Annotated in this window: 12 protein-coding genes; 10 read left to right on the top strand and 2 right to left on the bottom strand. The window is 50.4% G+C overall.

Annotation, left to right across the window (positions count from 1 at the left end; translation table 11 throughout):
- Positions 1 to 160: 160 nt before the first annotated feature.
- Positions 161 to 2,251, bottom strand: a complete 2,091-nt coding sequence (locus GKC03_05335) for a CoA-binding protein (GenBank protein ID NYT11962.1) — start codon at positions 2,249 to 2,251, stop codon at positions 161 to 163.
- A 197-nt stretch (positions 2,252 to 2,448) separates the two neighbouring features.
- On the opposite strand from GKC03_05335, the gene GKC03_05330 reads away from it, so the two are divergent.
- The 8 genes from GKC03_05330 (at position 2,449) to GKC03_05295 (ending at position 11,404) form a co-directional block, all read left to right on the top strand.
- The gene (locus tag GKC03_05330) at positions 2,449 to 3,255 is read left to right on the top strand and encodes a site-specific DNA-methyltransferase (GenBank protein ID NYT11961.1); all 807 of its coding nucleotides are present in this window, start codon (positions 2,449 to 2,451) and stop codon (positions 3,253 to 3,255) included.
- Positions 3,256 to 3,316: 61 nt separating this feature from the next.
- Positions 3,317 to 4,261, top strand: a complete 945-nt coding sequence (locus GKC03_05325; protein NYT11960.1) for a mechanosensitive ion channel — start codon at positions 3,317 to 3,319, stop codon at positions 4,259 to 4,261.
- A gap of 99 nt (positions 4,262 to 4,360) precedes the next feature.
- On the top strand, positions 4,361 to 5,707 hold the full coding sequence (locus GKC03_05320) for a deoxyribodipyrimidine photo-lyase (protein ID NYT11959.1): 1,347 nt from the start codon (positions 4,361 to 4,363) through the stop codon (positions 5,705 to 5,707).
- A 74-nt stretch (positions 5,708 to 5,781) separates the two neighbouring features.
- Positions 5,782 to 6,522 carry a hypothetical protein gene (locus tag GKC03_05315; GenBank protein NYT11958.1) on the top strand — a complete coding sequence of 247 codons (741 nt, stop codon included), beginning with the start codon at positions 5,782 to 5,784 and terminating at the stop codon, positions 6,520 to 6,522.
- Between the two features lie 106 nt (positions 6,523 to 6,628).
- A complete protein-coding gene (locus GKC03_05310; protein ID NYT11957.1) occupies positions 6,629 to 7,888 on the top strand; it encodes a phenylacetate--CoA ligase in 1,260 nt (419 codons plus the stop codon).
- Between the two features lie 5 nt (positions 7,889 to 7,893).
- Positions 7,894 to 9,345 carry a hypothetical protein gene (locus tag GKC03_05305; protein NYT11956.1) on the top strand — a complete coding sequence of 484 codons (1,452 nt, stop codon included), beginning with the start codon at positions 7,894 to 7,896 and terminating at the stop codon, positions 9,343 to 9,345.
- 5 nt (positions 9,346 to 9,350) lie between these two features.
- On the top strand, positions 9,351 to 10,343 hold the full coding sequence (locus tag GKC03_05300) for an NAD-dependent epimerase/dehydratase family protein (protein ID NYT11955.1): 993 nt from the start codon (positions 9,351 to 9,353) through the stop codon (positions 10,341 to 10,343).
- A gap of 77 nt (positions 10,344 to 10,420) precedes the next feature.
- Positions 10,421 to 11,404 (top strand): prenyltransferase, encoded by a 984-nt coding sequence (locus tag GKC03_05295; protein ID NYT11954.1) that lies wholly within the window; start codon positions 10,421 to 10,423, stop codon positions 11,402 to 11,404.
- Here GKC03_05295 and GKC03_05290 read toward each other — a convergent pair.
- Positions 11,364 to 12,329 (bottom strand): radical SAM protein, encoded by a 966-nt coding sequence (locus tag GKC03_05290; GenBank protein ID NYT11953.1) that lies wholly within the window; start codon positions 12,327 to 12,329, stop codon positions 11,364 to 11,366. The genes GKC03_05295 and GKC03_05290 overlap by 41 nt on opposite strands.
- Before the next feature lie 84 nt (positions 12,330 to 12,413).
- Between GKC03_05290 and GKC03_05285 the strand changes: the two genes are divergently transcribed.
- Together GKC03_05285 and GKC03_05280 are read left to right on the top strand one after the other, a co-directional pair.
- A complete protein-coding gene (locus tag GKC03_05285) occupies positions 12,414 to 12,944 on the top strand; it encodes a GrpB family protein (protein NYT11952.1) in 531 nt (176 codons plus the stop codon).
- A gap of 358 nt (positions 12,945 to 13,302) precedes the next feature.
- Complete coding sequence (locus tag GKC03_05280; GenBank protein NYT11951.1) at positions 13,303 to 13,815, top strand: ferritin; 513 nt, start codon at positions 13,303 to 13,305, stop codon at positions 13,813 to 13,815.
- Positions 13,816 to 13,841: the final 26 nt, after the last annotated feature.

The following is a 13,841-nucleotide window of genomic DNA, read 5'->3' as shown; positions in this document are numbered from 1 at the left end:
TATTTTCCCGGATCAGCATTTCCCAACATTACTTCAGTGCTGCCTCTCAGCTAGAAATACTTGGGAACTATGATTTGATAAACCTTCCTTTCCGCGGGGACGATATTGAACGGGAATTACGACATAACGACATTAATTATTATGCAACTCATGATGACTATCACTTTTCCAGAGTGACAAGTGCATCGACGGCGCAGCAACCTTCACCTTTATCACCTACAATAACTGGATTAACCTCCAATTCTGCGATCTCGGGGAAGTCTATTGCTATCTGAGCCAGTCTGAAGATCATATCCTTGAGGGACTCTATATCAGCGATCCCCCTCCCCCTCGCTCCCATTAGGATGGGGTATCCTTTGATGGATGAGATCATGTCATCCACATCTGCTCTTGATAGAGGGGCGATTTTATTTCTGACATCCTTGAGGATCTCAACGAAGATTCCCCCAAGGCCGAACGTGATTACTGGGCCGAATTGATGATCTCGGTTCATTCCGACTATTACCTCTCGGCCAGATATCATCTGCTGTACCGATACTCCATCAATCCTCGCATCTGGCACCCTTGCCCTGCTCCTCTCAAGAATTGAATGGAACGAGTCCTTCACTTCCTCCGGGGTTTCCAGACCGATTGCCACACCACCTACGTCACTCTTGTGCAGTATGTCTGGTGAGGCGACCTTCATGACCACCGGGTATCCAATGTTATCAGCGAGTTTCAGGGCTTGCTCTGCGTTCGTAGCCAGACCTTCTCTCGGCATCGAGATCCCGTAGGCATTAAGGATAACCTTGCCCTCATCCTCCCTCAGGGTGAGGCGGTTGTTGGCTCTGACAGCGGCCAGAACATCCTTCACCTTATTTCTGTCCCCTTTGACAACGATAGCCCCTTCGTTCGTTCCGTCGGTTCTCCGTTTCCAGCACTTCATGAGGGCGGCGATGGCCCTCATGGCCCGGTCAGGGATATCGTAGTTGGGAATTCCGAGTTCCATCACCCTAGCTGCTCCCGGGGCAACCTGTTTACCTCCAATGAAGGAGGCCACAATGGGTGTGTCCCATTTCTTTCTGCAATCTGCTAGCACCTCGGCGATTGCCACGAGGTCAATGATATCGTTCGGTCCGAACACCGCTGCCAAGCATTTGCAGTTCTCATCCTGCAAGATGGTTTCTACGGCGAATCGCACCCTCTCAGTATCAGAATCACCAACGATATCCACTGGATTGTACGGTGTCGCCTCTCTTGGTAGACCTTGACGAAGTTTGTTGACAGTATTCTCATTCAGTTCGGCCATAAACACGCCGTGATCGTTGCAGGCATCGGCTGACATGACCCCTAGTCCACCAGCGTTCGTCACGATGACCAGACCCTCACCTTCTGGCATTGGGAGCTTTGAGAATGCGAGGCAATAGTCGAAGAGTTCGTCCATGTCCTTGGCCCGCAGCACCCCTGCCTGTTCCATGGCCGCGTCCCATATGGCGTCACTTCCGGAGATGGAACCAGTGTGGGAAGAGGCAGCCCTTGCCCCTGAGGAGGAGCGGCCCGCCTTCAAGGTAACGATGGCCTTCCTTTTTGTAGCTTCCTTGGCCATCTCCACGAAGGCCTTGCCTCTTTCTGCTCCCTCTATGTACATACCGATGACCTTTGTCTCGTCATCATGACCGATGTACTCAATCAGATCTGCCTCATCGATATCCGCTTTATTTCCCACGCTAACGAAGCGTGAGAATCCAACCTTTGTCTCCTGGTTCCAGTCGAGGATGGTGGTACAAATTGCTCCAGATTGTGAGATGATCGCGAGAGGTCCTTTCTCAGGGTAGTTCGATGTGAATGTCGCATTCATGTCGTGGAAGGTGTTAATCGAACCAAGGCAGTTAGGGCCCAGCACTCTGATCCCGTGTTCCTTTACGATCTCTACGACCTGGCGCTCGAGCTCGGCTCCTTCCTTTCCAATCTCCTTGAATCCAGCGGAGATTATTATTGCCGCCTTCACACCCTTCTCCGCCGCCTCTTCCAGGAGCGGTGGGACCAGAGGGCCCTTGACAAGAAAAATAGCAAGTTCGATATCATCTTCGATGTCCTTCACGCTCTTGTAACACCTCAAGCCGAGGATCTCGTCGGCCTTGGGGTTGATGGGGTAGATCTTACCCTTGAATCCTGATGATATTATGTTCCTGAGGACTATGTTCCCCAGCTTCCCTTCTTCCCTGGCCGCCCCTATGATGGCGATGGAATCCGGCTCGAAGATCTCCTTCATGCTATCGGAAGCTTGTACAAAATCACCGTATAAGAAGGTTATCTAGCCAAAGGAGGTCAATACAATACTTTGATTGTCTATTTCTGCATTAATCGTACTTATATCTGATTATTTGATATTGTTGAATCGATTTTAGCTTTGAGCAAAGAGGGGAAAGGTCTATTATGCAAGGTTCCCCATGAGGGGGTGGATCTGTCATGCCAGTGCTCACAGGTGAGGATTTCAATTGGCTCCCCACACAGCGGACCTGCGACTGTAAAAAGGGGAGACTGAACTGTCTCGATAGGAAAGAGACCTACGAGCTCGGCTCTACCGTTCTGAATATCCAGAAGAGGCAGATATGGAAGTCTTCTCACCCGGCACGTTTCATTCCGGAGCTTCCGGAAAAGTACATTAAGCTCTTCTCTCACCTGGGAGAGACGGTACTCGACCCGTTCTGTGGTTCTGGTACCACAAACGTGGTCGCTAGCCGATTGGGAAGGAACTCGGTAGGAATCGATGTCAACCCCTACTCAACTCAGCTGACTACGGATAGATTAAAGGATCCCGATGTGGAGAACGGAACCCGACATCAAGTCATCAACGGCGATTCCCGTCAGATAATGACATGCATTCCCGAAGGATCCATTGACCTTGTGGTGACATCTCCTCCATACTTCGACGTCGTTGACTACATGCATGACGGCCCATATCAGTTAGGTAACTTGCACAACTACCAGGATTTTCTCACGGCAATGAGGGAATCCTTTCAAGAGATGCTCAAAATACTCAAACCAGGCGGATACTGCGTTGTCAACACTCAGGATCTATTCAAGAAGAACGAGAAATGTCCAATTCACTCTGATTACATCCAGATAGGGCGGGAACTGGGTTTCGAGATCGTGAATGTGAATATCTATATCCTTAACTATAGCACCGGAGGGAGACTGGTATTTGGCTACCCCAAGTCCTACTATCCCAAGAACGATCATGAGTATGTCATCATCATGAGAAGAAGAGATTAAGACTGGCCGACACGATGTTTTAATATATGGTTCCTAATGATATATTATCGTGATCCGCAAGATCACCTACCTCATACTCCTGATTGCATCAACCGGAGTCGTCTATCTTATACACGACAACTATCCTGATCCTCATCTTTGGAACGTGTTTCTCACGCTCCTTGCTCTCACTGTAATCTATCTGGTCCTCAACATCATAATTGGTGAGGGCATATCAGGACGCATCAAGGACGCCAAGGCCAAGTACTCCCTCAGAAAGACTATCACAATACTTTCAATCGCATCCGCACTTCTGGTACTGGCGATCATATGGGTCGAGGACAGCACCGCCCTTGTTGTTTCTTACGGCATCATTGGCGCAGGAGTGGCAATATCGCTTCAGGATGTCTTCAAGAACTTTGCGGGTGGTTTGATCATACTCACCTCTGGCGTCTACCGCGTAGGCGACAGGGTGGAGATCCAGAACCTGATAGGAGATGTGATAGACATCGGGATCATGTATACGACTCTGTTAGAGATCAGACAATGGGTCAACGGGGACCAGGCCACAGGTCGTCTGGTGTCAATTCCCAATGGCATGGTGATTACTAGTTCCACATACAACTTCACTCGCGATCATCGCTATCTCTGGGATGAGATAATGATACCCGTGACATATGATAGCGATTGGAGGATTGCCAAGGATTCTTTCCTGAAGATACTCCACGATCAGACAAATTCATTTCAGGAGGGTGCCCAGGGGGATATAGATCGCATCGGCGAGAAGTACTATCTCCCAGCCCAGGACATCGAGCCCAACATTTACATAGTTCCAACGGACAACTGGATCGCCCTCCATCTCCGTTACGTGGTTCCAGTGCGGGAGAGGAGGTTGGTCCGAGACAAGATCAACAGGGAGATAATCGAGCTTATCGAGCGAGTTGGCGGGATTAGGGTAGCTTCGGAGAGCATTGATATCTCTGATTTTCCCGTGTTGAGATATCGAAAGGATGAAGAATCTCTATGATATGAATCAATTTCAGACCTAGGGTATATTGTTTCCTTTAGATGAATATTTCATCCGATAAGGGCATCTCGATTGGGCGCCAGAAAGTCTGGAGGAGCTATGAAAGAGGAGAGGATTTGGTACCTTGGTACTGGTCGGGATAGTAAGGGACCAGTTGTATATTGGATGAGCAGGGACCAACGTTCCGTGGATAACTGGGCATTATTACACGCCCAAGAGATCGCCATCTCAAAGGCCTCCTCTCTTTTCGTGATTTTCAATCTTGTACCTGACTTCCTCGGTGCTGATGAAAGGCATTACAGATTCATGCTTGAGGGTCTTCGCGAGGTGGAGTCTTCACTCTCCAAGCTGGGAATTCCCTTTATTCTTCTTGAGGGTGACCCGAAGATCACCATACCAGGGTTCGTCGAAGAAAATGGTATATCGTACCTGGTCATGGATTTCGATCCTCTAAGAATAAAAAGGAATTGGAAGAAGCAGATTGTGGGCGATCTAGACATTCCGGTGGCGGAAGTTGATGCCCACAACATCATACCATGCTGGGTATGCTCGGGAAAACAGGAGTATGGAGCTCATACGATACGGCCTAAGATACAAAGGGCACTTCCGAGTTTCCTGGATGATCTGGGCTCGATCAAGAGGCGTCCCTACGCTCTCGCGGAGGAACCCAACAACGATTGGGAACGAGCTTATAGAAAATTGGACATCGATCGAGAGGTACCCGCAGTGACCTGGTTGAAATCGGGCCAGATCGCTTCACTGGAGGCACTTGGAGATTTCATTGAGCATCGGTTAGAATCATACGATGAGGCAAGGAATGATCCTAACCTCGAAGGGCAGTCCGGTCTTTCCGCCTATCTTCATTTTGGACAACTATCGGCTCAGAGGGTTGCCATGGAAGTCAGCAAGAGCTCAGCATCGCAGATGGCAAAGAATGCATTCCTAGAGGAACTCGTGGTACGAAGGGAGCTGTCGGACAACTTCTGTTTTTACAACCACGGATACGATTCATTCGAGGGGTTCCCTTCTTGGGCCCGTCAGACGCTTGATATCCACCGGGAGGATAGACGAGATTACCTATACTCGAGGAAGGAGCTGGAAGATGGAAGGACTCATGACGACCTCTGGAATGCTGCCCAATTAGAGATGGTGGTACGAGGGAAGATGCACGGTTATATGAGAATGTACTGGGCCAAGAAGATCCTGGAGTGGACCGAGTCCCCTGAGGTAGCAATTGATGCGGCGATCTACCTCAACGACAAGTATGAGTTGGATGGTAGGGATCCAAACGGATATACTGGAATAGCCTGGAGCATAGGTGGGGTACATGACCGTGCCTGGGCGGAGAGGTCAATCTTTGGAAAGGTGCGGTACATGAGCTTCAATGGAGCCCGGCGCAAGTTCGATGTCGATTCCTACATCGAGAATCACTTAGGCAAGCGTTGATCCACTTTCGGATATCCCCCATGGTCAAGCTTATAGTAGAAAACGGCTCCTTGTGGTGTCTGGATGGGACGAGTTTGAAATGGAAAAATCACACCTCCATAGCCAGGGCTATCTCGAGGGAGTTGGGATTACCAAGAATACTTGAGGACGTTCTGGTCGAAGGATCGATAGATCCTGACATGTACCCCGACCTCATGAAAAAAGACAGGAGTGATTATCATTGGAGGAGGGTGCCCCATCATTCCCCAACCACATCCCTTATCATGGACTATGTCTGGAGAGCGAGGAAATGTATGGTAGAGGGAGAGGAGAGCATTGGCATGTTCAATCTTGGGCGTGCACTACATTATCTTCAGGATCGGACAGTAGGGTTCTCGACTAGAAGACAGCACGATCGGAAGGAGAGACAGATCGGAGACTGGGAGGTGGATCCACAATCCATACGGTCTGGCATAAGGGACGCGGTCTCGTCTCCAAGGTACGTGAATAAGTTGGTACGAGGTATCAAGCCCACGAAGCAGGCGGGAAGGGCAATGAGGCATGCGTGCTATGACTCCGCCGCTTTGGCAGTGGCCGTCATTGGAACGGGAGAAGTCCCTAAGGGTCTAGCCAAGAAAGCAAGAAGGTCAAGAAGCATAAACATGGTTCTTCTGATCATAATGTGCACTCTTGCCCTGTTTGGAATATACAATTACCTCGAGACGAACCAACTTATGTTTCTGTGCATAACCTCGATCGCTGTTGTATTGGCCGTTGCATCCAGTGCATTCCGTGGCAGAAGAAAAGATGAAGCCAGGTGGTTCGGTCTGGAATGAGATATTTCCAGGTCCGGGTCAGGGTATGACAATCCTTTTTAGACAAAGCATCTTTACTGGTCTATTCCGTTCCATCTGAGTTCGGGTTAGGTTCAGGGGGTCTTAGTTGGGTATAGGAGACATCAGAAAGATGGCGGAGACAAGCCCTCTTCTCAATGATCCTTTCGTGGAGAAGGTCTGGGATTTGATCAATGGTAGCTCGCTCTTCGAAAAATCTCCCGATTCGCTCAGGGCACTGAGGAGGTCCCTGATGAGGGAGTCGTTCTCATTCTTCGCTCGCAGATCGGAGGGATACGCAGAACTTTTCGAGAGAGCGGATGTCGATCCCAAGAGTGCTGAACTTGAGGACCTTGCGAGGTTGGTGATTCCCGCTGACATGCTAAGGGGTGAGGGACACAGCCCCTTCGTGATTGATGACGCAGATGAGGGAGGGGAGTACTTCATGTCCTCGGGGACCACGGGAAAGTCTCCAGTGAAGGTCTATAGAAGCCCCATCGATCTCGCCATAATGGTGAAGGCCAATGCAGATCTCTTCGAGTATGTCTATGGTCAATACCTGGAGCCTGGGAATGGGACGGCTCTGTTCATGGCCGCGCCCGAGCTAAGGAAAAGACTGAGTTTCGTTGCTTTCGTGGAGCTTGCGTTGGAATCCAAGGATATCGAGCTCCTGTATGGAATGAAAATGGAGGATTCGGGGGAGGGAGATACGCCCTGGCAGAAGCTTATCCCTGATCGTCAGAACGTTGTCAAGTTCCTTAAGAGCAAAGGAGAACCCAAGCTTTTCTTCACCGCCCCTGCGGGTGTGTATCTAATGTCACAGATGTTCGAGACGATGAGTATTACAAAAAAGATAATCTACAAGACGGCCACAAGGGCTCCTCCCGTGGACCTAGGAAAAGGAGGAGTGGTGGTCACAGGAGGCGGTTCAAAGGGTTTCGCCGACCTGCCTCCCTATAACGAAATAGCTCAACTATCTAGGAAATACTTCAAGGCCAGTAGGTCAGATGTAGAGGTTCCAACACCTTTCATGGACGTGCTGGGTATGACAGAAACGCTGACTGCAATGATAGATAATCTGGGGACAATGGACAAGATCCCCCACCCACTGTCGGAGACGTTCCTCTTGGATCCTGCCACTTTCGAGCTAATCGAGGAGGAGGGAAAGGAGGGACTTCTATGTGTATTCAATCCCTTTGTCACAACCTGGCTGGAGGCTTTCTACCCTGGTGATCTGATGATTGCGCAGCCATCCGAGCGCTATTATGGAAGGGAGTTCGTCTTTGGCAGGCGCCTCACCATCAAGGATGGCTGGGATCTGCAGCGAGCCTGCGGAGGCACCCTTGAGGAGATGATGACCAAGGAGTGAATGCCATGACCACCGAACCCTATTGTCCCGGAACGGATTTCACCACGGAGGAGCGCTCCTTGGGGTCCCGCACGGTGCGGGAAATTGATGTCAAAAGTCTGAAGGCCATACTATCCAAAGAGAAGGAGACACAAAGAAGTCTCTCCCGGTTCACGATAGAAGAGAGGTTGAAGGTCATCGGAGAGATGGGAAAGCTGTGGCAGTCCCGGCTTGATTCAGGAGATCTTGGAGGGCTAGCAACTTCACTGGCCAGTAGCACTGGATATGATCGTGATCTCATGGAGGTGGAATTCTCCTTCATCGGAGAGGTCCTTAGCGCGGAGAACATCAGAAGGAACCTTGATCTATCTCTTCCTCAGGGCATCCATGCATTGGATTCCTTCGTCGATATGGGTGGTGGTGAGTTCATACGTCAGGTCCCGGCTGGCCCCGTATTGATAATCTCATCTGGAAACTCCATCATCCCTCCCCTCATACCTACGGTTGTCTCCCTCATGACTGGAAACCTCACCCTGCTAAAACCCTCCCTGGCGAACTATGAGGCCATTGTTGAGGTAATGAGTCTTCTCGGCAAGGTTGACACGGAGGCGGGAAGGGCTATTGCGAGATCCTTGGTGATAAGTCACTTCTCCCATGACAGTCCGTCTCTCGATTATCTGCTGTCCGAGGGCAATCTCGGCGTGGTGAACTTCTGGGGAGGAGAACCAGCCCGTGGAGAGGTTGGACTGAAGCTCTGTTCCAACCCCCATCATCCTGCTTATTTCGTAAACGGCCCACTCACCGGGATCGCCATCGTTGATGAAGGGTCTGTAAACCGCGACACCGCAGCGGGACTGGCTCTCAATATTGTTCTATATGACCAGCAGCTCTGTTCCTCACCCACATCGGCAGTCTTCATTGGCGATCATGAGAAAGCAAGAGAATTCGTTTCCATGGTGGCCAAGGAGCTTGATGACCTAGGGGCTGATTTCGGGATGAGGATGGAACAAGACGCCGCTTTCCTCCTCCAGAGCGCGAGAAGATACCTTCAGTTCAAGGGATCCGCAGTTCGTGCCTCCAATAAAGTTTCCAACATGTGGACTGTCGTTCTTTCCAAGGGGAGGAGCGCTCTCAGGGATGCAGTGGCATTCTATCCTTCACTTAACATCTACTCCAGAAAGCGCTTCATCGAGATCATCACCGTCGGCGATGTCAAGGAAGCGGCGGAGCTGGTTGACGATGTCTCAACGAACCCTGCATACACTGGTGTGGATAAAGTGCAGACGGTGGGCCTCCGCTTGTCCGAAGGGAATCGGGAGAAGATGCTCGATCGACTTACCTTCAGCGGAGTGTATAGAATAGTCCCATTGGAGGACATGTTCATGAGGGGCGCGGCCGAACCCTACGACGGTGAGAGCATGGCCTCCCTATTCACATACGCCCTTTATCGCAGGGACGTTCCCCTGGAACCGGAGTGAATCAATTGAAACTACTCGTCACTGGAGCCACCGGTTTCCTGGGAGGTCATCTCGTGGAGGAGATGGTCGACAGAGGATACGATGTGGTGGCATCGATTCGAGGAACTAGCAGTACGGTCCTTCTTGACGAGCTGGGCGTGGAGAAGCGGATGCTTGATCTGGTCGACGCCTCAACAATGCTAGATGCGACCCGAGGTATCGATGTCGTCATGCACCTGGCCGCCTACTACACTTTCATGGGCAAGGATGATCTCTACGAGAAGATCAACGTGCAGGGCACCCGGGAACTGCTCAACGCTTGTCTCAAGAACGGAGTCAAACGCGTGCTCTACTGCAGCAGCACCGAGGCCATTGGTCCAGTTGATGATCCGCCCGCCGATGAGGAATCCCCGCTGAATCCTACCTATGAATACGGGAGGTCAAAGGCGAAGGCGGAGTCCTTGGTGAGAAGCTTCCAGACCAATGGATTGGACCACACCATCCTGAGGCCGTCGGGTATATACGGACCGAGGAATGTTGATGATGTTTCATTCTACTTCATCACTTCCTTTGCCAACTCCATCGCCTCTAATTTCATCGTTGGCACAGGGAACAACCTCGTCCAGTTCGTTCATGTCAAGGATGTGGTTCAGGGTTTCTTGCGGGCTTTGGATAGATACGAGGAATCGAGAAACCGCACCTATATCATATCCGAGGGTAGGGCCTACACCTATGATCAGGTTTACTCCATTCTGGCCTCGATTCTTGGAAAGAGGCCACCCAGGATGCATATACCTCGTTCTCTCGCAAAGGTCATGATGGCACCGATACAAGGCTTCAATGCTCTGATAGGAAAGGAGAACTTCATGTGGCGCACCTCCACCGTTGACTCGGTCACCGCCGACCGCTCCTACAGAATAGAGAGGGCAAGAGGGGAATTAGGGTTCTCTCCTATCTACGACCTGGAGACCGGTCTCAGGGAGACGGTTGACTGGTACAGGGAGAATGGCTACCTCTGAAGCCAATGCTTCATTGGTTGAAATGATAATCTAGAAATAGTTATATATCAAACGGCCAGTGGAGGAGGGCGAGCGAGATGCAGGAAGTCCCAGCGATGGTAAAGGGAGAGACAGACGGGAACGAACTGTCCCTGGGAAGGAAGATGATGGACATTCTTCGTATTAGCTACACCATCACCTTCGTCCTGGCCTCGGTCACCGGTGTGGCACTTGCCCTTACTATTAGGCAGGAGTGGTTGATCGCCGCTCTCATACCCATTGACGTGTTCTTCCTGGCACTGTTCGTGAACTTCTCCAACGACTACTTTGATCATAAGAGCGGAGTGGACAAGCTCCGATTTGATGACAGGGACGAATACGAGCAAGCCAGAGAGGTGCTCACCGAGAAGTTCTACTGGAGTGGAAACGCCTTTGATAATGGTCTTATCACGGAGAGGCAGGGCAAGATCATCATGTTGGTGATAGCCACCATGGCAGTCCTCTTTGCAGTACCCATAGTCATGTACGGTGGGTGGATGGTCATCGCTCTTGGCGCCATAGGATTCTTCCTCAGCTACTTCTACACCGCACCACCCATCAACCTAGGGGCCAGGGGATTAGGGGAGATCGATGTAGCGGTCTCCTTCGCGTTCATGTCGTTCTTCTCCTATTTTGTCATCGTACAGGATTTCAGCTGGGAAGCTGTCTTGATATCGGTCTGTATAGGTCTTGCTGTGGGTCTGGTCCGCATCGTTGACGAGATGACCGGTTACGAAGCACATAAAGAATCAGGAGAGCGGAATCTTTGCGTGATATTCGGGCTAGATAAGGTGGTGAGAATCATCGAGTTACTTCTGATTCTTCTCTACCTGCTAGTCGGAATGCTTCTGGTCTTCGACCTTACTTACATCGTGGTTTTCCTGACACTGCCTGCCGCTGTGAGAACGGTAAGATACCTTAGGAACCGGGATGACGAGCTTAGGCTTGTCAGGCCAGTGCCAGAAATATTGAAGGTTGCGGTTGGCACGGAGATTCTTGTGGTCATTGCCTTGATAGCGCGAACCGTTTTGACATTTGCGTGATGGCTGAATAACTCCCCTTTGTGATGAGCCTGTACTCCCTGACCGCATCGAATCCGCATTCCTTACAGGATTCGCTTCCAACGAAAGGGCAACCGTAGAACTTGGTTCCGTCGGGCGTCACGAATGCTGACATCCAGTGAGGACATAATGTTTCATAGTCCTCTATGAGCATCTCCTCCAGAGCCTTGGTGGTGTTAAGTATTGGCAAGCCCTTTTTCTTTAAACCAAGGGCAAGCTCGACTACCTTCTTCTTCTCATCAAGCGAGAGCGCTATCTCCTTTGGCGGCGGCGTGAGGAAGTTCAACATGATTCCCTGAATTTTCCCACTATTCGCCACCAAACCCACAGTCTCTTCCACATAATCGATGTTGGTCCTGTTCACCACCATATTGGCAAAGATGTTGGGATGTTCAATGCCCTCCAGGTTCTTCATGAGATCATCGAAGACCCCTGGGGCTCTGATCTTGTCGTGTATCTCCCTGGGTCCATCGAGACTGACCGAGATCACATCGCTGTCGTCGAATATCACGTTCGTCCCATTCGTCGTGTACCCGGTCACATAGTATCCCATTTGCTTTCCAGCCTTGATCAGATCTGAAAGCCTCTTATCGCCGTCTTTCCAGATGGTGGGCTCGCCTCCCTCGAAGAAAAGGATACGCGATCCCTGATCGTAGAAAGAACGCATCTCATCCAACGCGTCCTCGTAGGAAATGGAGTGAGGTTCAGGTATGTTCTCCAGATTGTCATGAATGAGACAGTGTTCACAGTCAAGGTTGCAGTGGTATGTGACCACCATCGTGAGAACCAGTGGTCTTCTTACCCCCACCTTGCTTTTCAGGAACCAGCCAGCGTAATAGGCCATCTGACCCAGGGTGAAAAGGGCCATAGCATTCCCAATCGCGATTCCATATATAAATGGAACCATATTACATTCTGGATTATCCAACGATTCTTTATTTCTGTAGCTACCAATATTCTCAATGACTTGAGCAATGGGTGTATTGGTCCTATGAGTCTAGATGATCCAAGGGATGTGGTGGAAGTCGTGGAATACGACCCCAGATGGAGGGACCTCTTCAACGAAGAGAGGAAGTTGCTTGAGAGGGCCTTGAGCGGACTGATAATTGCGATCCAGCACGTGGGAAGCACCTCAATTCCTGGGATGTCCGCAAAGCCGGTGATCGACATAATGATTTGCGTGAAGGAGCAGAGCAGCCCATACGTCTACATTGAGAGGGTCGGACCACTTGGGTACATCTATCAGGAGCAGGAGGATGAGCCTGAACGGATCTACTTCATGAAGGGAATGCCAAGGACCCATCATCTTCATTTCATCTTACATGACACCAAACAATACTGGGAGCATATCTTATTCCGGGATTATCTCATCGCTAACAGGGATGCCTTCGAGGAGTACGTGGACCTAAAGAGAGAACTGGCGAAGCGGTTCAGGGAAGATCGTGAAGGGTATTGGGCTGGAAAAGACAAATTTATCAAATCAATCGTGGAGAAGGCAAGGCGCTCCCAAGATGGGCGGTGACAGTAAAGGCGTTCAATCGTGCTGCAATCATTGATAAGTAATTCTCTCGAACTGAAAAAAAGGGAAAGCCCCCATCCAGCTCTGAAGATTCCCCGTCTTCTTGTGGCAGAACCACCAGTCCTAGTACTCGGTCTCCACCTAGTCCCTCGAAGCCTAGCAACTGCTCATATTCATGCCGTGTCCCTCACTCACTGGGCGGGTAGGCGAAATCAAGATTCCTATGAGACCAGGGTACAAGAAATGAATGAAGCTGTTCCCTGCTGATGTATAAATAACAAGAGTTTCCATAGAAATTGATGGATTGAGATCGACCCCGGTACCCGGAGTTTTGACACTCAATATAGGAGGTTGAACTGATATGAATGATAGGATTGAGAGGGCTTTCAACGAGCAGCTCAACGCTGAGTTGTACTCGTCATACCTGTACTTGGCAATGAATGCCTACTTCCACTCCATCAACTTACCTGGGTTTGCCAACTGGATGATGGTCCAGGCCCAGGAGGAGCTGCAACATGGAATGAAGTTCTACGACTTCATCGTAGACCAAGGGGGAAGGGTAATACTGACATCCATCGAGGGTTCACAGCTGAAGTGGGATTCCCCACTTGCCGCCTTCGAGCACCAGCAGGCTCACGAGAAGAAGGTCACCGGATTGATCAACAAGTTGGTTGACCTATCGATCGAGGTCAAAGACCATGCAGCCCATGAGTTTCTCCTATGGTTCGTCAAGGAGCAGGTGGAGGAGGAGGCAAACGCCAGGGACCTAGTGGCCAAGGCAGCTATGGTCTGTGATGATGGTCCGGGATTGTTCATGCTGGACAGGGATCTGGCCAGCAGACCACACAAGATCGTCCCGGCGAAGAAGGAGTGATCTCCAAGGGATTCCTAAAAAAGGAA

Source organism: Methanomassiliicoccales archaeon (assembly GCA_013415695.1).
Lineage (GTDB): Archaea > Thermoplasmatota > Thermoplasmata > Methanomassiliicoccales > JAAEEP01 > JAAEEP01.
Note: the sequence above shows the minus strand (reverse complement) of the source record. Positions and strands in the feature narration are given on the sequence as shown.

What these genes read in the sequence shown, in the direction of transcription:
- GKC03_05335 (NYT11962.1), bottom strand. Translation starts at nt 2,251, where the DNA reads ATGAAGGAGATCTTCGAGCCGGATTCCATCGCCATCATAGGGGCGGCC.
- GKC03_05330 (NYT11961.1), top strand. Translation starts at nt 2,449, where the DNA reads ATGCCAGTGCTCACAGGTGAGGATTTCAATTGGCTCCCCACACAGCGG.
- GKC03_05320 (NYT11959.1), top strand. Translation starts at nt 4,361, where the DNA reads ATGAAAGAGGAGAGGATTTGGTACCTTGGTACTGGTCGGGATAGTAAG.
- GKC03_05305 (NYT11956.1), top strand. Translation starts at nt 7,894, where the DNA reads ATGACCACCGAACCCTATTGTCCCGGAACGGATTTCACCACGGAGGAG.
- GKC03_05295 (NYT11954.1), top strand. Translation starts at nt 10,421, where the DNA reads ATGCAGGAAGTCCCAGCGATGGTAAAGGGAGAGACAGACGGGAACGAA.
- GKC03_05290 (NYT11953.1), bottom strand. Translation starts at nt 12,329, where the DNA reads ATGGTTCCATTTATATATGGAATCGCGATTGGGAATGCTATGGCCCTT.
- GKC03_05285 (NYT11952.1), top strand. Translation starts at nt 12,414, where the DNA reads ATGAGTCTAGATGATCCAAGGGATGTGGTGGAAGTCGTGGAATACGAC.
- GKC03_05280 (NYT11951.1), top strand. Translation starts at nt 13,303, where the DNA reads ATGAATGATAGGATTGAGAGGGCTTTCAACGAGCAGCTCAACGCTGAG.